Below are 24240 nucleotides of genomic sequence, written 5' to 3'. Positions count from 1 at the left end.
CATAACCCCAAAAATTATTTGGCCTCCATATTTGATAATTTCATCTGAATACATATCCAATATTATTTTTTTTCATATAATCCCTGATTTTTTTACCGTTTCATAAAATATAATAAAAACTAGGAATTAAGCAATAAAATTGTTCAATAGTTTGGAAAATACTAGTACATAATTTCACTGACTTGATATTTTTTCTTCTACATATATTATAAAAATCCTTTCACAAAGGAAGTGTCTATTTGATAAAGCGTGATTTAAGAGATATGGTCATTTTTATTCCTTTCATCTGTTGCTTTTTTCTACTGATTTTAGCAGCTGATAAAACAGGAAAGGTTGGCATTATTGGAACAATCATCACATTATTTATAAATCCTGAAAATTATGAAATACGATATAATAAAAAAATTAATCAAAAGTTGAAACTCAGAATTTTTTACCTCAAAGAATTAATGTTAAGTTTTTTCTGTAGCTATTATATCGTTTATATTATCAATCATATTCGTTTAAAAAAAGAAATTACATGGCCAGTCAATGTATTTATATCAGCTACAATTTTTTCATTCATGTGGATTTATGTTCGTATTATAGTTCCTCACATAATCAATTACTTCAATAATAATTTTGAATAGTATTTTTACAGCCTTTACAAGAAGAATTTTTTTTTTATAAAAATAAAAAAGTGACACCTCATTTGAAATTATAGTTACATAATTGTTAAATTACTAAGAGATAATTAATTTATCTTTTGGTACACTCATAGATTGCATTTTTAGAAATAAAGAAAAGAGTGCGTAAAAGACATATTCAAAAAACAGAAGTATTACTTGATAATATTCTTTTATTAACTATTTATTTTTTCAACTTATATTGCTTTCACCAATGACAGTTTTATAGACTATAACATCAGCCCCATCACATATAAATCATAGTACTTACCTTCTATTATAGTAGTATTTTCGAGCTTACCTTCTATTTTAAATCCGAATTTTTTATATAGTTTTACGGCTTTTTTATTATCTACACGGGTATCTAGTTGAATTTTGGTAGTCACACCATTAGACTTTGCCCAAGTTAATAGCTGGTAAATAATTTCCTTTCCAATACCTATGCTTTGGAATTTTTCTGTTACCACTATACCAAGTTCACCGCAATGTTTTGATTTAACTTTATTTCCAGAACTCACCGTTCCGATACCTATTATTTTTCCATTTATGAGTGCTAAAAGTATCGTAGAATTTATCTGGTGATTTGTATTAATGATTAATTCTTTTACTTCTTTCACATTTAAAGGATACTCATTTTCTTCAAAACTTAAATACGTCGTTTCACCACCAACTAAATTATAAAAATCAACGATATTTTTTGCATCGTCCTCAGTAGGATTTCTGCAAGTAACTTTGATTTCTGTGTCCATATCTTTATACTCCTTAAAATTAATATTCTTACCCTAAACACATTATATAGTATCTAATGAGCTAAAATTCAAAGAAATCAATGTTATCAGAGAAATTATAGTTTTTTTGTCTTTTTTTACATTAAACAGCTTACTCTATACTTTAGAATGATTTCTCACTTTTTATTTTTATTGTATATTTACATTGTCGGAAGTTTGGATAACCATAGAAGTTCCTTGATTTTTTTCTATAAAAGTCTTTCCAAATTCATAAGTACTATAAAAAGGTGGAACAGCATGGTAATTTAAAGTTCCTAGCTCCTAACAGCTACATCTCTATCTTGCTGTGTGATATCAATATATCGCAAGACCGCCCTCTGTGAAGGATGTTTTAATAAAGATTGAATAATCTCTTTTTTTATTCCTTGTTTACATAATAAATAACTGAAGGACTTTCTAATAGACCGAGAACCAATATTTTTTAAGTGGATTGTTTCAGTTCTTAAACAACAATTTGACCACGAGAAATTCCTAAAACATCAAATGACTTTAATTGACGTAAATCAGAAATTCTATACTCAGTATTTATGCCAATATAAAGTAATAAAATATTTCGTTCTCCCTATTGATTGCTAAGCGAAAATTTTTTCATATCCTCTCTTTTTTTCTCGAATAGATGAAATAGTCTTTATTTTACCAACTCCTACCAACGTTACTTAACTACATTACATTCAGTAATATGTAATGTTAAAAGTTAATCTAAAAAAGATGGTTCTATTAAATTAATTCAGAAAGTGGAAAATCCTTTTGCATCATCCAATACTGGAGATATTATTTGGATAAATCCTAAAGTAGGTTCAACGGAAGAAAACAAAAAAAGACGACCTGGATTAGTCATCTCAAATAATCAATTTAATCAATCCACATTATTGGTGGTGATTTGCTATCGTTAAACTAGGTACAACAAGATTTACCCTAAGAAACTGCAGCGTGAGCAGCTTTAAGTGAAGAAGGAAGCACCATAGAATTTTTTCATATCTCTGCACACTTCTTTATAGTCTTTACTTGGAATATAGCGTAATGTATTTCGAACAAGATGAACCATACAAAGTTGAACAACCACTAAAGGGAAAATCGTTTTTGTGCCTTTTTCGAGGCCAGAAACACCATCCATGGAGATAAAAAAAGACGTCTTCAACATCACGTGATTTTAGTTCATCAAATACTTGCATCCAGCGATTTTTCGACTCAGTTTGATGTAGCCATAAACCTAAAATATCTTTATTACCGTTCAAATCGTAACCAAGGTTTGTATAGACTGCAGATTTCTTTGCTTCGTAGTTTTCTCGTAAAGTGACGTACATACAATCGACAAATAAAAGGCGTAACATTTGGCTAATAGGCGCGCTTGTCATTCCTCTAATTCGGGAAGAAGTGCATCTGTAATATCAGAGATCACTTCGTGAGAGATATCAAACCTATAGGTGTCCTGAATCGTCGTGGCAATATCTCGTTGACTCATTCCACGAGGGTACATAGAAAGAAATTTTTCTTCAATGTCGGAGACATACGGTTTCTTTTAGGGACTAGCTCAGGATCAAAAGAAGCATCTCGATCTCTGGGAACATCAATATTTACTTCATCAAAACTTGTTTTGAGTGTTTTATTCCCATAACCATTCCAACGATTTTCATGTTCCTTAAGCTCTTTAGAATGGAATTTATACCTAGATGATTGTTTAGTTCTCCCTGTAGCATTTTTTCAAGCAACGAACCAAATACGCCTTTCAAGACATCTTGCGTATCTTTTACAAATTCTGGCTGGTAAGTATTAAGACTGGATTCAGCTAACTTCACCGATTCAGAATTTCTTTTCTTATTAGACATTTTGTAATCACCTCTTCATCTTACTTCAGAAAAAGAAAAACCGTGAAGCAACCCATATCTAGAATAACGGTTACTCACACGGTTTTTTTACACTCTTAGTTTTCCATAATAATAAGAAACGACTTTACTATTAAAAAATTACAGTTTAAATGGTTAAATACATAAGGAATTGTCAAATCCATTAATAATTTTTCCCTGTTACTTTTAAAAAAACGAAAAGAAAATCCTCTTCGGTTATTAATTTTGATCTACTCTTTAAATATTAACCTTTTGGGTTAACAGATATAGCTTGGTTAGTTTTAGATTCTATATTCTTACCTAAAGTATATATTACCAATAGAACAATAATCGGTAGAAATAAAGCTTTATCATTGAAATTACTTGTCAATAATGTTCCCGCAAAACCTCCAAATCCAAAGCCTACCAAAATGCTAAAGTACAGAAAAGCTTTATGTGCAGCTCCAGATTGGTTAAAAAATGATTTCATTAAAAAGCTAAAAGCATTTTGTACAACCAAAGTTACTGCAACATTTCCATAAACTAAATCTTTACCAAACTTATGGAAAGCATTTCCTTGCATTCCTGCTAATAAAGAGATAATCATACAAATATGAACGGTTTGTAATTGCGAATTTATAAAGTTTAATGACAATAAGAATAAAACAATAACTTCTATAATAATGACATTGAACGACCAGTTTTTAGGGCTATCTTTTTGAATGATTGCTGTGATTGCAGCTCCGATACCAAAAGCTAGTACTGTTAACGCCACAGTAAAAAAATGTGACCAATCTTTCTCCGCCAATGATTGACCTAATAAAATAATATTTCCTGATTGTACTGTACTAAATGCTTTTCCTATAAAATAAGTATATCCACTCATACTTCCAGCTGCTACAGCTAAGAAAAAAGCAATCATGGGAAACTCCATATATGGTTCTCCACTTTTAATTTCTTTATTCATCATTATTTAAACATCTCTTTTCATTATATTAAAATCCCCTTCAATCATAGAATCAAAGAGGATATTGAATTTAAAAAATATCTGTTGCGTTTAATCCTGATTTCATTTTATTAATGGAATCTTTACTAGGATTTTTTAAAGCTTCATCAATCTTATCTTGATCAAACCAAATAACTGGAGAAGGAGATTCTTCTTGTGGTAAGCTTTCGACAAAATCTTTAGTGAGATTTAGATGGTCTGCTACTATTTGAGATGGGATCGTAGCTAACCATTTATTTAAAGAAATATCTGAATAATCAGGATTTTTAAATACTTCAATAAAAATTAGCTTTTCACTACCAATATTTTGGACATAATGACCAGCCACCATGGGTACATACCCAGCATCGCCTGCATGATAATCAAATGTTCTTGCTAATGAATTAGAATTAAATACAGTCATGCGCGCATCGCCTTGAATATAATATTGCCATTCAGCAGCTTTAGGATGCCAGTGTAATTCCCGCATACCACCAGGCTCAACTTCAACAATTGCAGCAGATATAGTTGGAGAGCCAGGAAATACTTTCGAATCAACAATCCACACACGTCCTGCTTCTGATTCAATTGGATCCAATGTATCAATATGGAAGGTCAAAGGGTTTGGGACCTCTCCATTTTTATTTGGACGAGAGACCTCATCAATAGCTTTTGGTACATCTGCTCTAAAAATATATTTTTGTTTATCCGGTAAGCTTTCCAGTTCAGATTGTTTCTTTTTAAAATTAGCTGCAACAATTTCAGGTGGTGTATGAGCTAACCAGTCTGTAATTAGTAACGTATTATTTTCAGAGAAATCAGGCTCGCTAAAAACTAATAAAAATTCACAACCTTCATCTAAACCTTGAATAGAATGTGCAACACCAGCTTCAAAATTCCAAATATCTCCAGCCTTTACATCATCAATATAAGTCTTACCATTCTCATCAATAGCTGTTACGCGGGCATTTCCATATAACATCAATCCCCATTCAGCTTCTTTATGCCAGTGCATTTCACGATAGGCACCAGGCGCCAAACTCATATTAACTCCTGCGACCTTATCAGATGCAGGCATTTCTCGGTTGGTAACTTCTCGTGCCCAACCACCATCTTCCAGTCGATTACGAACATCGTTATAACTAAAACGCATATTAGGCAATGTTCCGTGATCAGTTGCAGGGGGAATTAAAAAATCAGGTCCTTCAATATCCCTTTGAATGTCTCGAGGGCCAAAATCTAGCCATCCCTTTCCATCTTTTTTACGAATTGGTTGTGGTGCATTATTTTCTTTTTTCATCATAAAAACATCCTTTACATTTTAATTTTGAGATATCACTACCATTAATGAGCGTATCGTAATCACATCTGACCATAATTCTATTTTTCAGCATCTATAGGCATGTTTACAGTATAAGTATGCGTCACTTCATTTCCTTCGCTATCTTTAGCTTTAAAGGTAATATCGATAGCTTTGATTTCTTCCAATTTCTTCTCATCTGCTACTTTAAAATGCATGTAGCCATCTTTATGTTTGTGTGAAGTTAAAACTTCGTCATCCCAAACATTCATAAAGATTTCAGCCTTGACATGTTCTCCATCTTTCATCACCAATTCAGCAGTATCTGGTGTAATATGTTTATCAGATGAGTCTTCATTTTCAAGTTTGTAATGAAGCGATGCTAACGTTTTATAAGGTGTGCCATCTGTGTCCTTATAGTGATCAACAGTAACAAATTTTGCATGATCTACTTTAAATGTGATATTATCCCAGTCTGTGTTTTCGTAATCAGTATCGTAAGACAGTTTTGTCTCAATTCGAGGATCAACATCATGTGTCACTATGTCTTTGAAGTAACCATCATACTTTAGCTTTTCGTTTGTTTCAGTTTCAACAACACCATCTTTTTCCTTATTTGTTTTTTGTGAACTAGAATCTCCATAAACATTATCTACTTTTTCTTTTGTTGTACCACATGCACCTAATGTCGCAATTACTGCTAATGTTACAATACTAAGACTTACCTTTTTTCTCATATTCATTACTATCCACTTCCTATGCTTTTGTATTTTCATGCTGTTTAGCTAGCTCAATATCTGCTTCTACTTCTTCATAATTGAATCTTACAATCACTCCATTAAGGTCTTTAACTAGCATAGTATCAATAATGTCTTCATTTGATTCATTCATATATACAAGTAAGCCCACAGAACCATCGTCTAATACTTGACTAATGGAATCAAATATAGTTGTTGTCTTTTTTGCTTTAATATAATTTGAGCCCATTCCTGCAACATCACCAATAATCCACCCACATAAGATACCTAAAGGACCTGCTAGTATCCCAATAATCATACCGATTAATCCGCCACGTAAAATTCGATCCGTGCTTTCATAATCAACACCGTCTCTAATAGAGACTTTTTTTCCAGAACGATCTTTTTCTATAATGGCAGCCTGTTTAATGACCAGTGTTTTCCCATTTGATAATTCTTTTAAACGAGAAAAGGCTTCATAATTAACAGCTTTTTCATTATAAGTAATTAATGCTACTTTTTTCATAAAATTCCTTCTTTCTTTTCAGTAAAGTCATCTTAATTGCCTCGGCTTTATTTGTAAAAAAAAGAGGGAAAAAAAGAGAATTAAAATCGGCTATGAACCCCTTAATGAAAGCTTTTATTCATTTTTTTTTAATAGGTGTTAATTTCTGACTATACGTTGATTGGGTAAAATTTAAGTCCAGATACATTTTTTGAAAAACCTATTGAGGTGTTTAACTCTGTAATGTAAATGTAGACAAGTTATTCACTGTAATCTATTAAATGAACCCATGCACCTTTAATAATTTTTTCTACCAGGAAAGGTGGTGACCGCGGAAAACATTATTCGTTTCATCAATCAACACACTGAAAAGCTAGCTATTACTCGCTTAACCTCTTTATTCGGTATTTCTAGAAGTATTTATTATCGAAATAGCACTCGAAATTTTTCTACACTCACAGATATTGAAGAACGAATTTATCAATTAGTCGTAAAACATCACTTCTTATTTGACTATCGAATTTCAAGCTAAATTAATTAATTTGATAAAAAAAAATCTCGCAAGAATTTCTTGCCGACAAACTTTACATCTCGCGACAGACAATTTCAAAATGAGAATTATGAGACACGACACCTGATTTAGAAAAATTGGTAGCTCTGGCTCGATTTTTTGGTATAAGTTTGGATGAATTAGTCTTTAACAAAACGACACCGATTAATATAGAAGTGCTCACTCTGCAACTTCAGCAGCTGAAATAATGGTCAATTTTTTGTATGATCTTGGGTGACTGATTTTCATCGTCTTGAGCATGATTTATTGGTCGGTGAAAAAAACACTTTGGTGAGGGAATATTTTCTTTTATTCCTTTTGTATTTGAGATAGAATTATTTCAGAAAATATACAAAGGAGTTTTCTATGACAAACCTCCAAAAACAAGTGCCCACAAAAATAATCGGCATTTATCTCGTGATTTTCTTTTTATGGTGGTCTTTTTATGAATTATCTGGCTTTCAATTATTTGCCACACCCTTCCCGCAAGCATTATCTGGTTCATTAATTAAATTTGCGACTTGGACTGTTCCAGCTTTTCTTTTGATGAAAAAATATCACGATTCTTTATATGTACCCTTTGATAAAATTTTTACAAATAAATTTCGTGTCGCACCTTATATTTTGATTACATTTTTGATGATTAGTTATATTATTTTGGGAGAATGGGTTGAACATGGCAGCTTGCAATTTAGCAATTCTTTTAATGCAACTGATTTAATTGGTGTCTTCTTATTTGTGGGAATTACCGAGGAGATGGTGTTTAGAGGTTGGTTGCTGAATGCGTTGTTATTAAAAACTACAACGATCCCTGCGGTTCTTATTTCTTCGGTCTTGTTTTTATGTATTCATTTTCCTATTTGGGTTAAAACAGGAAGTTTCATTCAAAATTTTGCTTCCGGTGGCTTCATTAATGTCTTGATATTGAGTATTATTTTTTCAGTTATATTTTTAAAAAGTAAAAATATTCTCGTCCCAATCGTCATTCACATGCTTTGGGATTTAGCACTTTTAATTTTTTAAATCTAATATTATTTCATCCCAAAAAAAATAGCCGACTAAGCTATTTTTTTACATTTCTACCTTTTTTTATTTGGTTTAATGACAGTCCAATCACAACAATAGCTACCATGGTGAACAGCCATCTTTCCAATATTTCACCAAAGTTAAATTGAATAGAACAAACTATACACTTTCAAGTACAGGTGAAGGTAAGAGTTACATTAGATTCTTTTTCATAAAAATTAAAATAAGCTTAACTACGGCTCTGCTCTTTATAATTCATCATCAGTTATCGATTGGTATCAAGAACTAAGGGAAATTATTAGAAAACAAAAAAAGCCCACTAAAAATAGTGGGCTTAACATTGTTAAATCAATGTTTAAAAATTATTTACTTAAAGATCCTTTAGCTTGGTCAGCGACTAAGTATGTCTCATGCAGTCTCATAGGATTGTATAAGTGTAAACTTTTTAATATCTAGTTTTCACCTGAATTCATTCGATTTCATAAAATTTCAAGCGGATTTGGGTCAATTTTCGGTCAAAATAAGTAATGTGGGGCGCTGAAAAATGTTTATTTCAAGTACTAATATTTTTTTTTGGGGGATACTTTCTTTTATTATAAACACTAAAATAATCTCCTTCTACTTCATTAAATTTCGATACTATACCAATTCGCCTTAAATTTTTAAGCAATTGCTCGTTTTCAAGTGTTTTCTTAAGTTTAACTTCACTATTTTGATTGATATAGAGTTCAGAGATTGGACTATTTTGAGTTTGTACCCAGTAAATTACATGATCTATAGAATCGCTATTTATTTTACTGTTAATAAAAGCCTGATTTAAAAGTTTTACAAACAGTTCATTATTTGCTAAATTTTCAAAAATGCAATTATACTCATCATTAGTAAAATCTACAATATTATTATCATGGAATGAAATCAAGGAATTTTCAATTACATTCTTACTCAATGAATGTTGTTTCAAATTTTGAATAAAATACTTTTTCAAACGAGGATTTTTATTATTAATTAACCGCAAGAAAAGTTTATCAGAAGAAATAATTTTTCTTTCAATTAAAACATCTATCAATTCAGTGTTTTCAAATAATTCATCGGACTCTTCTTCAGTTATAAGATTTAATAAATCGTTGATTGGGTCGTCATTCCATTGTTTAATTAACCTTATCAAATTGCTACTTGATAAAGTTAGTTCTTTGTAGTTTGCAATGAACTCATTTGGGTGATCAAGAATTATATCCACGATTAAATTATATTTGATAAATATATCCACAGTTTCCAAATTAAAATTGACTAGGTGATTATCAACTAAGATCCTGATATCCTTTTCGTTAAGATCATCAGCATTATAAGTCGTAATTTTAAGTAGTTCAATATTAACATCTGTCACATCTATTACTCTGTTATCAACAAATGTAGACAGTAATTCTTCTGCAGTCTTCTTTCCTTCGTCACTCAAAACTTGATAGTCCATTTTCAACGCATTAAGGTCAGCAACACAATTGAACACTGATTTAATCAATTCAAAATCCTCGTGTTCTGAATCATAATAGCTCTTCAAATTCTCCCACGTAATAATACATTTTCTTTCCTCCAAAATTTTTCTCCACAGTAAAGTTTCATTGACCGCGGCTAGTTTAATAGTAGAAACATTTGATTTTTCTATCAACTTGAATTTTAAAGAATTATATTTTTCTGTATTAATACTGCTGAACTTGAAATTTAATAGGTTCAAAAAGCTTTCTTCCGTTTCAAACATGTTTTCTAATCTCAACAAAACATTTTCTATAAAAAGGTCAATATTACTTTCGATGTAACTTATAAATGTATCTATACCTGATAATAGAACTTGATTATACGATACTGGTTTTTTCTCCTCTTCATTTCCATAGTTCAAAATTTTAGAGATGATTGTAGGTTCAAACTCGAAAAGCTCATAATCAACAAATTTTTCAAACATCTCCCAAGAAAAATTTTGGATGTTTAAATCTTTAAAATAGATTTTCGACTCATCCTCAACGTAGACTTCACTATTATTATGCTCATAAAATAGAGACATAACTTTTTCAAAATTTACATATTCTTCGACTTCAACAAAAAAATTACTTCTAGAAAGAATGTTCTCAGAAAACACATAGTCATAAACATCTGTGTAATCCTCAGCTTCTTCATCCCATTCTTGTACAGGTTGATTCAATAAATTGAATAAAACATTTTTTCTATCCTCTTTGTTATACAGAACTGAAAAGTTGGTATTTTCTCCCAAACATGAGTAGAAAATTATATTTTGCAGTTCATTTCTTCTTTCCACTTCACACATATCAAAAAAATCAGATTTAAACTTTCTTACTAATTCAAAAATCAGATTGGCTATCCGTTCCTTTTCGTAACTGAGAATTATGTTTAAACATTGTAAATATACATTTTGGGGTTGATTGCATAGTTTTTCCAAAATGATATCACGAACACCATGATTATCTTCATAATCATTTGAAAATAAGTACATTAGTATATTTATGTTTAGTATTCCTTGTTTTTCGTAATCTTGAATTAGTAGTTCATCAACGACTCCTGAGATATTACTAATTTTCCCATCGAACTCAATTTTTTGATTTGACTTTAATTTAACTAATATTTTTTTATCATCTGATGACAAACTTCTTTCTTCATAGAATATTGACAAATATGTCGAGTAATCCTCGGCGATATATCCATTGGATAATAAAAACAATATTAAATCTTTGTCTTTATAATAACTACTTTCTTGTGTTTTAAAGATACAATTTATTAGATTAGGAAATCTACTCAATTTTTCTTGAAATGAAAGCCTATAAAAATTATCTATCTCATCTCTTTTACGATCATACTCCTTTTGTTTACTTTCCTTCAAATCATTTAAGATTTTATCTTTTCCCTTTATAATTCCGATTAAACCTGATTTATTAAAAGATTTATCATAACCATACTTATCATTACCTGAGATAAAGTCATCTCCATCAATAATTTCCTCAATCAATTCTTTATTAATTGCAGATAGTACTCTGTACTGACCATTTAATATAATTTTATTTTCACTTGAGATTCCCTGATCAAATAGGAATTTTTTCGTTTCTGATATTTTATCTAATTCTATTTGGTCTTCAATTTCTTTAAACCCTACCTTAATTTTTTCTATTTCATGTTCTATATCTTGAATTATAAATTCATTATACAAGCCCTGTACAAGCAAGTCATAAATTAACCCCTGAGATTTTTGTAAATCTGTAAATGCTGATGGGATTAAATTTTTCAACGTAATTATTGAAAACAACGATTCTTCATTCATACTTCCAGATAAATTTTTGTGTATTTCTAAATACGTGTAATACTCATTGACAATATTGGTTAATAGTCTTAGATCATCTATATATAGTGAAATATCTTTTAAGAATGAAACGAAATTCTTTGTTAGTTTTTTTTCTTGTTTTTCTGCCATCATAGGTATCAAATAGTCTCTAGAATTAAAGGTATCTACTACAGGAATTATTGGAATAATTAGCTCAAAAAACTTAGTTCTTAGTTCCGACTCTTTTTCTTCAATATCCTCTTCTGACTTTGAGAATATATCCTCTTTTACAGCATAAATAAACGTGATATTTCTATCAATTTGCTTTGAATTATTTAAAAGCAAATTAAGCTCTTTTAAATGTTCGAATACTTTAATGCTTTTAAATCTATCCACATCTTCTATCACGACAACATTAAATTTACTAGATTCAAAATAGTACAGAATCTCATCGATATACTTATTAAAATAAGAAAAATTGTTCTCATTGCTTTCAATAGAGACATTTGCAAAATTTAATTTTGATAGTTTGAATTGTCGCAGTATTACTTGGAACAATAGAAACATTATAACAAATAATCCTATTAAGAAAATGCTATAAAAAGTTAAGTCGAAAACGCTAATGTTATCCCTAATAAGTCGACTGTTGCTCACTAATATCTTTTTGAAATTCAAAAAATCTTTCAAATATAATAAACTTGTAATTGAACACATGACTAATAAAAAGAACATTGCTAGTTTTTTTAACGAGATATGATTTATTTTCTTAAAACGAGAATACGGTAATTTTGAATTTTTTTCTCTATAAATCATTTGTTTAACTAAACTATTCTCTAACTTTTCGCTTAAATCATCATCGTTGCTAATCGCCTTTGCTTGACTTCCTTCTTTAGAACCTTCCTTTTTAGAATATGAGCCTAATGATAAATTCAAAAATTTATGCTCGGGGTGAAGAATCTCAAAATTTTTCAAAATAGTACTTTTTCCTGAGCCATATGTTCCCATCAGAGCAATATTGTTTATATCAGGTTGGTTTATCCCATCATCAATCCTTTTAACATAAGGTTCTATTTTTTCTAACTCTTGTCCAACCAGCAGTTTGGGAGCCAAACTATTCTGAAGCGATTTTTCTTTAGTTACTTTCTTTTCAAGCTTATTAGATAAAGATTGTAACCATGTGATTAATCTTTTGATTATTTTATAGAATAAAGTCTGAAAAAATTTTTTTATGTGAAAAACCTCCAATTCTATCACTTCTAATCACATAATTATATCAAAAAACATCAAATTAAATTATATCAATTTGAATAACTTTTATAGGCACTTCAGCAAATTATTTTACTTGTTTTAAGTTTCCAAATGCGTTTATTTAAAATTTTAAATTCCGACTAAACTACAAATTCCACAATTTAGTTAAAACCACATCATCACTAGCTGGTCTATTTATCTCTTCTTTTTTTACTTTAACAAACACAGGAACTTTCATTGCATTACCAGTAATAATTGCTTCACCTTGACCTAGACTAGGTATCATTCGAAACGAACTTCTATCCAATGTTGGCATTGTATTTTCTAACATCCTTAAATCTCTATCATTCACTAATCGATGAATAAAGTAATTATGTGTTTGAGATAAGATTGTCGGAGATATATCTGCCGGTCGCTGACTCGATAATGTCAAGTAAAAACCAAATTTACGACCTTCTTTAATGATTTCTTCAAACACTGACAATCTATAGTCTTGCCAGTCATCGCCTCTATTTCTATAGTCGGCATTCAAAATATTATGTGCTTCATCAATTATCAAGTGTTTTGTTTGAGTTATCGAACTCCCAGATACAGAATCTTTTTGTTCATCATAAATCATTTTAGATAATAACATAGGAACTAACCGTGTTATTTCTTGATTAGCGTGTACAAGAGAGATGACATTTATTGCTTTATATTCGTCAGAAATATCATCAACAACATCTATAACTTTATCAAGACTTTTAAATGATGAGTCAATTCTATTAAATAGTGGGTTAAGATGTTCAATATTTGTTGATTTCCATGCAGACTGGTGCACTTTTTGAAATTCTAAATGCATTTTTAACTTCACTATTTCATTACTTTGATTAAAACAAGTAGCGATTTGATTCGTTATTTCATTAAGCCGTAGATAACTTTCATCTTCGATGGTTATTTCAGATTTATCATTAATATACTCTGTTTTGAAATCTCCTGGATACATATAAGCTTTACACTGAGAGTGGTATTCTAAACTTTGAATATTTTCAAATAACTGAGTATTATCAATGAATGTGTTTGCAACGGAAATCCAATTATCCTTTGCATCAGAACTAGCTGCATCACCGCTGGTCAATATTTTTTTGATGGTTCCTACAACAAATTTGGCAATTCTTTCTCCATTAAAATTTTGTTCGTTCCATAAATTTATTGCCTTTCTTAAAAACGGAACTTGCGTGGCAGATCTTGCATCAAAGAGAATCGAAAGGATATCCGCATCAAACAGATATCTCTTTTTTACCGGTATCTTATCACCGATACTCTTATTACGTGTATTTGTTTTTATAATACGTTTACCTTCTGTCGGAGAAACGCCAAAATGTTGGTCCCCTGTATATTCTCCATTAAAATCAATAACAAAAAATTGTGAACGTTCAAGTATTTTAGGACGATAAGAAGAATTCAGTAATTGCAAATATAATTTATGCAAAGTATTTGATTTTCCACTACCAGTATTCCCAAAAATACCAATATGAGAGGCAAAAAAATTATCAATAGGAATGCTAACTTTCTGACCTTCAAGAATTGACTCTCCAATAGGGATAGAAGGAGAATTATCTTCAATGCCGTAAATAATTTTTAGATCCTCTTTTGTTGTTACAGTAATTTCGTTTCCTATCATGGGAACATACCGACTAGTTACTTGGAATTTTCCGTTTTCAATAACTCCCTTTGTTTTTAATGTCACAATTCTATTAATTGAATTCTTATTATACCGGTTATCAAATTCAACACTTCTAACAGTGTTTTTTTGATCCATAACTTTTTCAGTTGAAACTGTTGCGATAATTTTTATACCATTCTGATTAATTGTCAAAAAGGCTCCTATTTTAGGACCGGTCAGTATATCTCCATACCAAATAAATTCTGCATCATTAGACATATTGTACATTCCAACTTGGGACATATCTCCATCAACAGCCACAATGACCCCCAATCGCTTAGATGGTTCCACTTTCAGAACCTCCATCCCATTTATCTATAGTTAAAACTTCTGTTAAATTAGATAGAACAAAGCTATACCAAGCTGTTCCTGTTTTATCATCATGATTCTTAGTTATATAGTTATCACTAAAATTTTCAGGAGTTAAGATTTTGAAGTTTGGAAGCTCGTTATCTAATCCAATATTATCCAAAAAAATCTTTCTGTCAGACTCCGAAAAACCAAAGACATATACTATTAACTCTGGATTCTTTAATGCTCTTTTTATCATTTTTCCAATGTGCTTATCCTGAAAAGAGAATCCTAAAATAAACAATACAGACTGAGGTTTATCTAATTCTAATTGGAATATACGAAGCATCTCGTAAAAGTGATTACTTAGAAAAGTATCTTTTGATTCACCACCCGTAGGATTTACTACCTCCATATTTTTGACAACAGTATTCGTTACAATAATTTCATCTCTATTTTTCATCCAATTGACCGAACCATGAGGCTTAATTAAAGAGACAGAAGGAATTTCGCTTACATAATTATCATTCAATCCCTTGTAAGAAACGACTTGATTATAATTTGAACTATCTAGAAGACGAGTTAAATATCCTTTTGCACCGTCGTTAAAAACCAATCTTCTATTTCTGGAAACTTTATCAATTGCTTTTTCAAAAAACAAATCATAATTTGTTGTAAAAATATTTGCACTTCTCGGTATCTGTCTAGAATTGGATAAATTCAGCAGATGAATTATTGCCTCAATGAATTGTTTGTAAGCTATAGATGTTTCCTCAATTTTTTTCATAATGTTATAGGCGTTCTTATTCATTTTACAATCAGTTTCAAGAACCTTACTAATTGTTTGAATTCTTTCAGTGAGTTGTTGGTTGCGCGTTTTATTTCTGCAATCTTTGAATTCCCCCATTAGAGGTATTGCAGGTTTAGAAGCTCCTGATCCTATTAAAAAATTTAACCTTTTTGTAATAGCTAAATTTTGTAAGCGGCTAATTAACACCTCTTTCTCTTCCATAACTCTCTCCTTGTCAAAAATTTGAAATTCTTCATAATTGAAACCCTTTTTTATTTTCAAACACTCTTCCTCGTATCTAAAATCTTCGATCTGTCTAAGTAAGAGTATGAGGGACAAATTTGATGATTTACATCTAAACAGGTGACTAAATCAAACTTAAGTGAATATTTAAATAAAGTCAGTTCGCTATCATTCATCCAACCAAAAGGACTTTCAGGTTCATTAAATAAGAAAAAGTTTCCTTGTAAGCTATCGCAAGTTGAACAAACACTTGCTAAATAAGACCTTTTTTCGGTAAAAGAGTATTTTACTTTACAACCATATTTTTGTTTCAAGTCATTTGTCAATCTAGTAGAAATATGTTTTTCAATCGGCCATATTTGTAAATCAAATCCGGTTTCAATTTTTAAAGATGTACTTTCTTCGTCGTGAATATCAATGACATCCTCAGAAAGAGCCCCGATAGCATAAACATTGGTTGCTTTACCGCACTTCCAACACGTTTGATTTCCTTCCACAATAAAGATTTGATTTTTGATGATTATATTTCCATGTATCCACTTGATAACTTTAGAATAGTCTCTGGTTTCTGAAATGTACCACTTCTTTTTATCTGGATCCCACCTACTACCTAATTTCTTTGCTTCATCTTTTTCTGAATACGGCACACTAAGATAAATAATAGCTATCCACTCCCAATAATCAGTATATATTGAAAGTATACTACTTGTGTTTTTTGTATCAATGATTTTTGAAATCTAATCAATTATTTCACTATAATAATCTCAATATCTCTGCTAACAGCTCGTATTGTGATAATAATATCCCAACCCAAGTGAGTCTAAGTCATTAATCAATTAAAATAATGGATATAAACACTTAAAAATATTCATCTCAAAGCATAATTGATTATCTTACTTCTTTTTTTAAGCCAGACTTATCGAGAGCCTGGCTTTTTTGTATTTAAGGTTGCAATGCGTTGAAACAACAGCGATTCTACGCTATTCTGTTAAAATCAATTATCGAAAGTTTGCACTGTTTTGCAGAGAATTGAAGATCGATTTTAGCCAAATTTTAGCCACTTTTAAATGAGGTTACTCGTTTTTCTTACTCAGACTATATCTCTTTTTTGTCATTCCCAATCTGTCTTTAAACCATTGGGAAATTTCTTACCCATTTGCTTACTATCTGTGATCAATTCTCTTTCGGTATCATTAAAGTCTGTTGTGTATGATCATCAATCACCCATACTTTTTTAACCTGAAAACTTGTTAAACCATTCGTTATCCGACATTCGTGATACTCAATAAAGAAAGGTTCTTCTTGCCGATGAACAATCGTAATGGTGCCTCGTTGATCATCACGATTAAACTCAAAAATTTGTAGATAATCCAACTGAATCTCCGCTTGTTTTGCCTTTTCATCAATCAACTGAAAACAACGTTGCTGCATTTCCTTTGATATTTGTTCATTCACTCCCCTCGTGATGTAGCGATTCTCTTGTGTATCAAACATTGATGATTCCTCCTTTAAGCATAAAAATAGCCCAGTCATCGATTAAGATGATTAGGCTTCATGGTAATAATATATATTTATAAAATGAATACATATAGAAAATTCAACTAAATCTTTCCAATTAGATTTATAGCTCAAACTATCACAGGTTCGAATAATTTTACTACTATGAATTAATCTCACAAAATCAGAGTTTCCTCTCTTATTTCGAGAAGAAACTCTGTCATCTCATTATTATGGCAGTTTGATAACTGCCTCCGTTTCTTTATCGAAGAAATTCCCCTTATTCAGATCAAAGGCCAAGTCGACATAAGCCCCTGGTTCGTGAAAGTTTCTCGCATCCACTTTTGCGACAAATTCAGTATCACCGATAACCGAATAAAGCATCGTTTCTGCCCCTAGCAATTCTGAAACGACTACCTGTGCACGGACTGTCGATTGAGGTGCGGCATCAAGAGCGATTTGTTCACCATGAATATCTTCTGGACGAATCCCAAATATGACTTCTTTACCTTCATAGCCTTTTTCTTTTAATACTTTATTTTTCCCTTCGGGAATCACGAGTTTTAATCCATGGTTATTCGTTAGCACCCCGTCTTTCAATGTCACTTGAAAGAAATTCATTGCTGGTGAGCCGATAAATCCGGCCACAAAAACATTCACTGGCGTATTATAAACTTCCTGCGGAGAGCCGACTTGTTGGATCACACCGTCTTTCATGATGACGATCCGATCGGCCATCGTCATTGCTTCAGTCTGGTCGTGAGTCACATAGATCGTCGTCGTCCCTAACCGTTGATGTAGTTTTGCAATTTCGGCCCGCATCGAAACTCTTAATTTAGCATCTAAATTCGATAATGGTTCATCCATCAAAAAGACTCTAGCATCTCGTACAATCGCCCTTCCTAATGCAACACGCTGCCTCTGTCCGCCAGACAGGGCTGCTGGTTTTCGATACAAATAGTCTGAAAGCCCCAAAATTTCTGCTGCATTTTCTACTCGTTTCGTGATTTCGCTTTTTTCATATTTGCGAAGTTTTAGGCCAAATGCCATGTTATCAAAGACGGTCATATGTGGGTACAGCGCATAATTCTGGAAAACCATAGCGATATCTCGGTCTTTGGGAGCTACATCATTCATCCGCTGACCATCAATCGTAAAATCCCCCTCCGAGATATCTTCTAAACCAGCGATCATTCGCAAGGTCGTCGATTTCCCGCAACCAGATGGACCAACAAACACAATAAATTCTTTGTCCTTGATCTCTAAATCAAAATCAGTTACTGAATACGTTTCTGCATTGTCGTATTTTTTATGAATATGTTTCAAGCTTAGTTCTGTCATATGTGTTCACCCATTTCTTTTCTATTAAGAATGCAGCTACTGCTCTTTTGCTAATGCCAGACATCCGTAGGTTCCCGCGTTGTCGCCTAATTTCGGAAGAACAAGGTATTGATCGAGTTCTGGTACCTCAACGTAATCCTTCAACAATTCTTTGAAGGCTGCCTTCATTTTCTCTAACACTTGGCGTTGCTTCATGACACCTCCGCCAAAAATAATGACATCGGGCGAGAGCATGAGTGTCGTATTGTAGGCGCATTGTGCAAGATAGTATGCTTCCAGCTCCCATTGCTCATCTTCTTCACTCAGTTCTTGCCCTTTTTTTCCTGCTCTCTTTTCGATGGCTGGACCAGATGCCATTCCTTCTAAGCAATTTTTGTGGAACGGACAATTTCCTTCATAAGTGTCCTTTGGATGCCGATCAACAAGCATATGTCCCATTTCTGGATGGCTGAAGCCTTCGATAAAACGCCCGTATTGCAATGCACCGCCACCGATACCCGTTCCGATCGTATAATAAACGACGCTTGAACAGCCCTTTCCGTTTCCAAAAACAGCTTCTCCATAGGCGGCTGCATTCACATCGGTAGTCCAAGCGATCGGTATAGGGAAAGCCTTGTTCACTGTTCCTACAAAATCAAACTGTTGCCAGCCCAATTTTGGCGTAGAAGTGATGTAGCCATAGGTTGGTGATTCATATTGAATATCAATGGGTCCGAATGAACCGATTCCTATTCCCTTCAACGATTCTTTATATGGCGAAAAAAATTCGAGAACATCCTTCATGGTTTCTTCAGGTGTCGTGGTAGGAAAGCTTTCCCGCTTCACGATTTCTAATTCATCCGTGGCTATTGCACAGACGAATTTCGTTCCTCCTGCTTCGATACTTCCAAACATCGTTCATCTACCCCTTCGCTTATCTCTTGATCAATTGTTTTGCACTTAATTCCGTCATTACTACCTGCTTGAGCCGTTTTTGTCCGCTACAGCTGAAAGAAAAGTCTCGATTTAACGTTCCTTTGAAAAAGCTGTTCACGCTTAGGACGGTTCCTTCTTCTTCATCAAAAACTTCAATGGCATATAGATCAAGCAGTATCTTAAGTGTTTTACTCCTATTAGAAAGCGGCATCGTTAACGTCTTTCTTCCCAATGGATTTCCGGTTGAATAGTAGTGCAGCTGCTCGTCAATGATGAATGTGTCTTCACTCTCACTTCTTTTATCTTTAAACATCAGTTTAATCGGTGCTATCCCCGATCCCAGCGACAGCTCAATAATCGTAGGTTCCTGAATAGTCGAAACAGGCTTTTGATATCCGTCAGTTTGTGTATCATAAATGACTGTCTTTGCCGCTTTCAATGTTGAAACTTTATTCGGCAATACAGACTGTAGCCGGTTGTCTTTTAGCTTAATTTTTCTTGGTATGCTCATCGCGCCACACCAGCTATTCTCTGTTAATTCACCGAAGCCATTCCACTCATCCATCCATTCCCAACCGTTTTGCCAGCCGATAACATATCGTTCACCTTCGGGTGTTAAAAAGGTCTGAGGTGCATAAAAATCAACGCCATAATCAAGAATACCTCTGGATTCCAATTGGAATTGCCCCTTTTCATAATCCATATGACCGATTAGATAGGTCGAATACTCGCCTTTTATTCCTACTGGTGAAAAAGTCAATACTTCCTTGCCATCTAACTCGTAAAAATCTGGACATTCCAGCATCCAAGCATTAGGTTCTTCAAAGGCTACCCCCATCGCTGTCCAATCCAAAAGATTCTCTGATCGGTACATAAGCAATTTTCCAACGTGGTCCTTACTGACGCCTACAAGCATGTAAAAGGTAGAACCTTTTTGCCAGACTTTAGGATCTCTAAAATGAGGATTCTCTTTCCCAAGATGGTCTATATGAATAATGGGGTTGTTCTCGTATTTTGAAAAGTGACGGCCGTCTTCGCTCATTGCGACACATTGCTTTTGTATCAGTTGCCCTGCTGTATTTTTCGCGACAGCTGTATAAAATAGATAAAGCATTCCTTCATGTTCTAGCGCTGTTCCTGAAAAACAGCCGCCATCTGGACTATCCTCATACTCTTCAGAAGGTGCCAAAGCAATCGGCAGTTCCTGCCAGGTAATCAGATCGCTGCTTACCGCGTGCCCCCAATACATTTGGTGCCATTTTGTTTTGTATGGATGGTATTGATAAAACAAATGATATTCCCCTTTGAAGAAGATCAATCCATTTGGATCATTCATCCATCCTAACGACGGTGTAAAGTGAAGGATAGGCTGTTGAGAGCTTTTTACGGCTAAAGCTCGATATTTTTCGATATATTGATTTGCTTCGTTCTTCATAAGCTATCCTTTCGTTGCGCCAGCGGTCATACCCGAAGTCACCCATTTATTCAGCGAGAAATAAATCAGTATCGGCGGCAAGATGGCGATCGATATCGCCGCATAGGTCGCACCCCAATCCACATTTCCAAACGCTCCCACATAATCTTTCAAGCCCATGGTGATGGTTTTGGCAGAAGAATCGCTGATAAATGTATTGGCAAATATGAAGTCGTTCCAAATCAAAATGCTGTACATTGAAGCGATAGTGATCATTGTATTTCTAGCCAACGGTGCGACGATCTGTAAAAAGACACGGTAAGGTGAACAGCCGTCAACGATTCCCGCTTCGATCAGTTCATCTGGGACGAAATTGTAGAAATTGACAAACATCATGACAGATAGCGGCAATGCAAAGCCTACTTGCGGCAGGACCATCGCCATACTAGTGTTTAAGATCCCGATTTTGCTATAAAAAATGAACAATGGAATCAGTGTGATTTGGACAGGTACCATGATGCCGAACATGAAGAATGAATAGATTTTCTTGCTATGTTTATAGCGGAATTTTGATAATGCGAAGCCGATCGTTGCACTTAATACTAAAATCAGCACCAGCGAGATCATGGTGATCTTCAAACTATTCCACATATAGCCACCAATGACACCATCGCCCAGCACATTTTTATAATTCTCAAATGTCACAGCTTTCGGCAATGAGAATGGCGTCGTCGATAGTTCTACAGAGTCTTTCAGACTTGCAATGAACAGCCAAATCACAGGATAAATTTGTATGATTAAAAAGATGACCAATAAAAGGACAAACAAATACTTTATTGCTTTCTCTTTCATTACACCACACCGCCTTCCTTGTTATTCTTACGTTTGCTTAACGTTAGCGCTTGCTTCGCTGCCTTTTTTTGTGCTTTCACATCATAATTTTCAAATATTTTTCTCAAAATGAAGATGATTAAGACGCTTTCTATAATGATGAAGACAGCCAAGGCACTCCCATATCCGTATTGGTTATTGGTAAAGGCTTGTTTATACATGTATGTGGACATCAATTCACTTGCATTCCCCGGACCACCGTTTGTCAGCAGGTAAGGAATATCGAATCCTCTCAACGCACCCGTCAAACACATCGTGAAGGTGAGCAGCAGAATGTCTTTGATCATAGGAATCTTGATTTTGAAAAGGATCTGCAGTTCTGTTGCGCCATCGATTTTCGCTGCTTCGTAGACCGATTCGTCTAATGAAACAAGCGCTGCGTAAAAGATGACCATGTACATTCCGATGAAGCGCCAGCCTTCTGGAATCGAGACGGCACCTAACACCGTATTCAAATTCGTTAACCAGGAAGTTGCCACACCACCCAAACCTACTGCCGATAACATTTGGTTCAGCAATCCTTCTGGCTGTGTTGAATAGATACTTCTGAACAGCTGCGCGATAGCTACTGTCGTAACGATACACGGAACATAATAGAGCGTCTTGACTAAATTCGCCCGCTTTTTCAAGTAGGTCAATAACACCGCAAATAGTAAGCCAATCGACAATTGAATAATGACAACGACCACTAAATAAATTAAATTATTGATTAATGCTTTATAAAATACCGGGTCCTGAAAGAGCCGCTTGTAATTTTCCAAGCCAACAAACTGTTGTGGAGTAATTCCGTTCCATTTGATAAAACTTAAACGAAGCGACTCCGTGATTGGATAAAAACAGAGAGCAGATAGAATAGTAGTCCAGGCATTAGAAAAACGAAAAATGCCTTCTTATCACGTAAAACACCCATATTTTCCCCTCCTTTATTGATCTACAACATTCACTTTGATCGAGTCATCTATCATTTTCACAAAATCTTGAATTTTCATGTCCCCCGAACCCACAAGCAGCAAGTTGTCTTGAACGATCGTATTCGTTGAAGAATCCAGATAGGTATCCCATGGCTTCATAAATTGCTCTCCGGTATTATCCATATCTTTTCGAATTCTCAAATATAAACTTGAATAATCGACATCTTTTGGCAACTCCGTTTTAATTGGAGACATCTGCATTTTTTTCGTGTAAATATCTGCATAATGATCCAGCACGTATAAGAGAAAATCCTTCGTCTTTTCATCAAATGTTTCAGCATTGAAGGCCATGCCGATTCCAGAGTTTACACAAAATTCATTGGCTGCTGTCACACTGTCTTTCGTTGTCGGCATATAGAAATAATCAATTTCACCCGCGTCGTATTTCTCCTGCATGGCTCCTATCTCCCAGTCCCCGATATAATACATCGCTGACTTGCCATCTAAAAACATCGATTGTGCTGTCGCGTAATCGGTGGCAGAAAATCCTTCATTGAAATATTGCCCGATCTCTTTTACGAACTTGACCGAATCAATACCTGTTTGACTAGACATTTTTTCTTTACCTTGACTCAGATTCTCAATGAACTGATTTCCCGTTTGTCTGAAAGCTGGCATTGCCAAGTAGCGTTGGACCGGCCAGCGATCAATCCCATCTACAGAGATTGGTGTCACGCCTGCTTCTTTCAATTTTTTACATGCCACTAACCATTGATCGAAGGTTTTTGGAACACTAATTCCGTGTTGAGAAAACAATTTTTTGTTGTACCAGATCATCTCGACATGGTATTCCAGAGGGAGCGTATACATCGATCCATCCGAAAATTCTTGGTACTTCAGTGCTGTCGGATAAAAGTTCTGATAGTAGTCGTTCTTTTGTAGAAATTTTTTCATGTCTACGAGCTTCCCAGCTTTAACAAGCTCTTTTGCGTAAAGGTCTGGATCGGTATCAATGATATCCGGCATGTTATTTCCGGCAACTAATGTTTTTAATTTCTGTAAATACGAAGGTCTGTCCGCCGTGGTTTCAAAATCAATTTTCCACTTCCCACCTTTTTCTTTGCTGTACTGATCGGCAATTTCCCGCATAGTCTCGTCAATTGCCCCACCAACTGGTCGAGAGGTCAGCCATTTGACCGTCGTAGTGGCAGCATCTTCCTTTTTCCCTCCGCAGGCTGTTACCATAAAAAGAACGCCTAAAAGACTAACCAAAATTCCAACTTTTCTTATCATGGA

The 24240-nt window shown here is 33.6% G+C and carries 20 protein-coding genes and 2 pseudogenes; 4 read left to right on the top strand and 18 right to left on the bottom strand.

Translation table 11 applies throughout. The features are described 5' to 3' along the window. The first annotated feature begins 239 nt into the window (after positions 1 to 239). Positions 240 to 629 carry a hypothetical protein gene (locus ID741_RS06595; protein ID WP_438719445.1) on the top strand — a complete coding sequence of 130 codons (390 nt, stop codon included), beginning with the start codon at positions 240 to 242 and terminating at the stop codon, positions 627 to 629. A gap of 266 nt (positions 630 to 895) precedes the next feature. Here ID741_RS06595 and ID741_RS06590 read toward each other — a convergent pair whose 3' ends face one another. Together ID741_RS06590 and ID741_RS06585 are read right to left on the bottom strand one after the other, a co-directional pair. After that, positions 896 to 1414, bottom strand: coding sequence for a GNAT family N-acetyltransferase (locus ID741_RS06590; RefSeq protein ID WP_438719444.1), 519 nt, complete (start codon positions 1412 to 1414; stop codon positions 896 to 898). Positions 1415 to 1707: 293 nt separating this feature from the next. Further along, positions 1708 to 2003 (bottom strand): annotated as a pseudogene (locus tag ID741_RS06585) (hypothetical protein). 184 nt (positions 2004 to 2187) lie between these two features. Between ID741_RS06585 and ID741_RS06580 the strand changes: the two are divergent. Then, entirely contained in the window at positions 2188 to 2346 is a 159-nt protein-coding gene (locus ID741_RS06580) for a type II toxin-antitoxin system PemK/MazF family toxin (protein ID WP_218326380.1), read from the top strand. Positions 2347 to 2405: 59 nt separating this feature from the next. Here the strand turns inward: ID741_RS06580 and ID741_RS06575 are convergent. The 5 genes and pseudogenes from ID741_RS06575 to ID741_RS06555 all read right to left on the bottom strand — a co-directional run. Continuing rightward, positions 2406 to 3279: pseudogene (locus ID741_RS06575) on the bottom strand (IS256 family transposase); the annotation flags it as partial. A gap of 262 nt (positions 3280 to 3541) precedes the next feature. Next, positions 3542 to 4246: a YoaK family protein gene (locus ID741_RS06570; protein ID WP_438719443.1), complete on the bottom strand. Its 705-nt coding sequence runs from the start codon at positions 4244 to 4246 to the stop codon at positions 3542 to 3544. Positions 4247 to 4313: 67 nt separating this feature from the next. Then, complete coding sequence (locus ID741_RS06565; RefSeq protein WP_281419028.1) at positions 4314 to 5564, bottom strand: oxalate decarboxylase family bicupin; 1251 nt, start codon at positions 5562 to 5564, stop codon at positions 4314 to 4316. A gap of 77 nt (positions 5565 to 5641) precedes the next feature. Next, positions 5642 to 6298, bottom strand: a complete 657-nt coding sequence (locus tag ID741_RS06560) for a hypothetical protein (RefSeq protein ID WP_438719442.1) — start codon at positions 6296 to 6298, stop codon at positions 5642 to 5644. 19 nt (positions 6299 to 6317) lie between these two features. Continuing rightward, a complete protein-coding gene (locus ID741_RS06555) occupies positions 6318 to 6824 on the bottom strand; it encodes a hypothetical protein (protein ID WP_218326384.1) in 507 nt (168 codons plus the stop codon). A 304-nt stretch (positions 6825 to 7128) separates the two neighbouring features. On the opposite strand from ID741_RS06555, the gene ID741_RS06550 reads away from it, so the two are divergent. Both ID741_RS06550 and ID741_RS06545 read left to right on the top strand, forming a co-directional pair. Beyond that, complete coding sequence (locus ID741_RS06550) at positions 7129 to 7335, top strand: hypothetical protein (protein ID WP_218326385.1); 207 nt, start codon at positions 7129 to 7131, stop codon at positions 7333 to 7335. Positions 7336 to 7719: 384 nt separating this feature from the next. Continuing rightward, complete coding sequence (locus ID741_RS06545; protein ID WP_438719441.1) at positions 7720 to 8376, top strand: lysostaphin resistance A-like protein; 657 nt, start codon at positions 7720 to 7722, stop codon at positions 8374 to 8376. A gap of 556 nt (positions 8377 to 8932) precedes the next feature. On the opposite strand, the gene ID741_RS06540 is transcribed toward ID741_RS06545, so the two are convergent. The 11 genes from ID741_RS06540 to ID741_RS06490 all read right to left on the bottom strand — a co-directional run bounded on the left by ID741_RS06540 (position 8933) and on the right by ID741_RS06490 (position 24237). Further along, positions 8933 to 12952, bottom strand: a complete 4020-nt coding sequence (locus ID741_RS06540; RefSeq protein WP_260620696.1) for a YobI family P-loop NTPase — start codon at positions 12950 to 12952, stop codon at positions 8933 to 8935. 139 nt (positions 12953 to 13091) lie between these two features. Beyond that, positions 13092 to 14957 carry an ATP-binding protein gene (locus ID741_RS06535; protein WP_049218519.1) on the bottom strand — a complete coding sequence of 622 codons (1866 nt, stop codon included), beginning with the start codon at positions 14955 to 14957 and terminating at the stop codon, positions 13092 to 13094. Beyond that, positions 14929 to 15954 (bottom strand): SIR2 family protein, encoded by a 1026-nt coding sequence (locus ID741_RS06530; protein WP_049218534.1) that lies wholly within the window; start codon positions 15952 to 15954, stop codon positions 14929 to 14931. The genes ID741_RS06535 and ID741_RS06530 overlap by 29 nt, the downstream gene beginning before the upstream one ends. 56 nt (positions 15955 to 16010) lie before the next feature. Beyond that, positions 16011 to 16622, bottom strand: coding sequence for a DUF5710 domain-containing protein (locus tag ID741_RS06525; protein ID WP_225844226.1), 612 nt, complete (start codon positions 16620 to 16622; stop codon positions 16011 to 16013). Positions 16623 to 17148: 526 nt separating this feature from the next. Beyond that, complete coding sequence (locus ID741_RS06520) at positions 17149 to 17469, bottom strand: DUF960 family protein (RefSeq protein ID WP_065422857.1); 321 nt, start codon at positions 17467 to 17469, stop codon at positions 17149 to 17151. A gap of 234 nt (positions 17470 to 17703) precedes the next feature. Continuing rightward, positions 17704 to 18813: an ABC transporter ATP-binding protein gene (locus ID741_RS06515; protein WP_049218515.1), complete on the bottom strand. Its 1110-nt coding sequence runs from the start codon at positions 18811 to 18813 to the stop codon at positions 17704 to 17706. Positions 18814 to 18849: 36 nt separating this feature from the next. Continuing rightward, entirely contained in the window at positions 18850 to 19707 is an 858-nt protein-coding gene (locus tag ID741_RS06510; protein ID WP_049218513.1) for an ROK family protein, read from the bottom strand. Between the two features lie 19 nt (positions 19708 to 19726). Continuing rightward, the gene (locus ID741_RS06505; protein ID WP_049218510.1) at positions 19727 to 21163 is read right to left on the bottom strand and encodes a glycoside hydrolase family 32 protein; all 1437 of its coding nucleotides are present in this window, start codon (positions 21161 to 21163) and stop codon (positions 19727 to 19729) included. 3 nt (positions 21164 to 21166) lie between these two features. Further along, the gene (locus ID741_RS06500) at positions 21167 to 21994 is read right to left on the bottom strand and encodes a carbohydrate ABC transporter permease (RefSeq protein WP_049218508.1); all 828 of its coding nucleotides are present in this window, start codon (positions 21992 to 21994) and stop codon (positions 21167 to 21169) included. Beyond that, positions 21994 to 22794 carry a carbohydrate ABC transporter permease gene (locus tag ID741_RS06495; RefSeq protein WP_438719440.1) on the bottom strand — a complete coding sequence of 267 codons (801 nt, stop codon included), beginning with the start codon at positions 22792 to 22794 and terminating at the stop codon, positions 21994 to 21996. Before ID741_RS06495 ends, ID741_RS06500 begins: the two co-directional genes overlap by 1 nt. Before the next feature lie 162 nt (positions 22795 to 22956). Next, entirely contained in the window at positions 22957 to 24237 is a 1281-nt protein-coding gene (locus ID741_RS06490; protein ID WP_049218501.1) for an ABC transporter substrate-binding protein, read from the bottom strand. Positions 24238 to 24240: the final 3 nt, after the last annotated feature.

This window comes from Enterococcus sp. AZ103 (assembly GCF_051714685.1).
GTDB classification, from domain to species: Bacteria; Bacillota; Bacilli; order Lactobacillales; family Enterococcaceae; genus Enterococcus_A; species Enterococcus_A alishanensis.
Note: the sequence above shows the minus strand (reverse complement) of the source record. Positions and strands in the feature narration are given on the sequence as shown.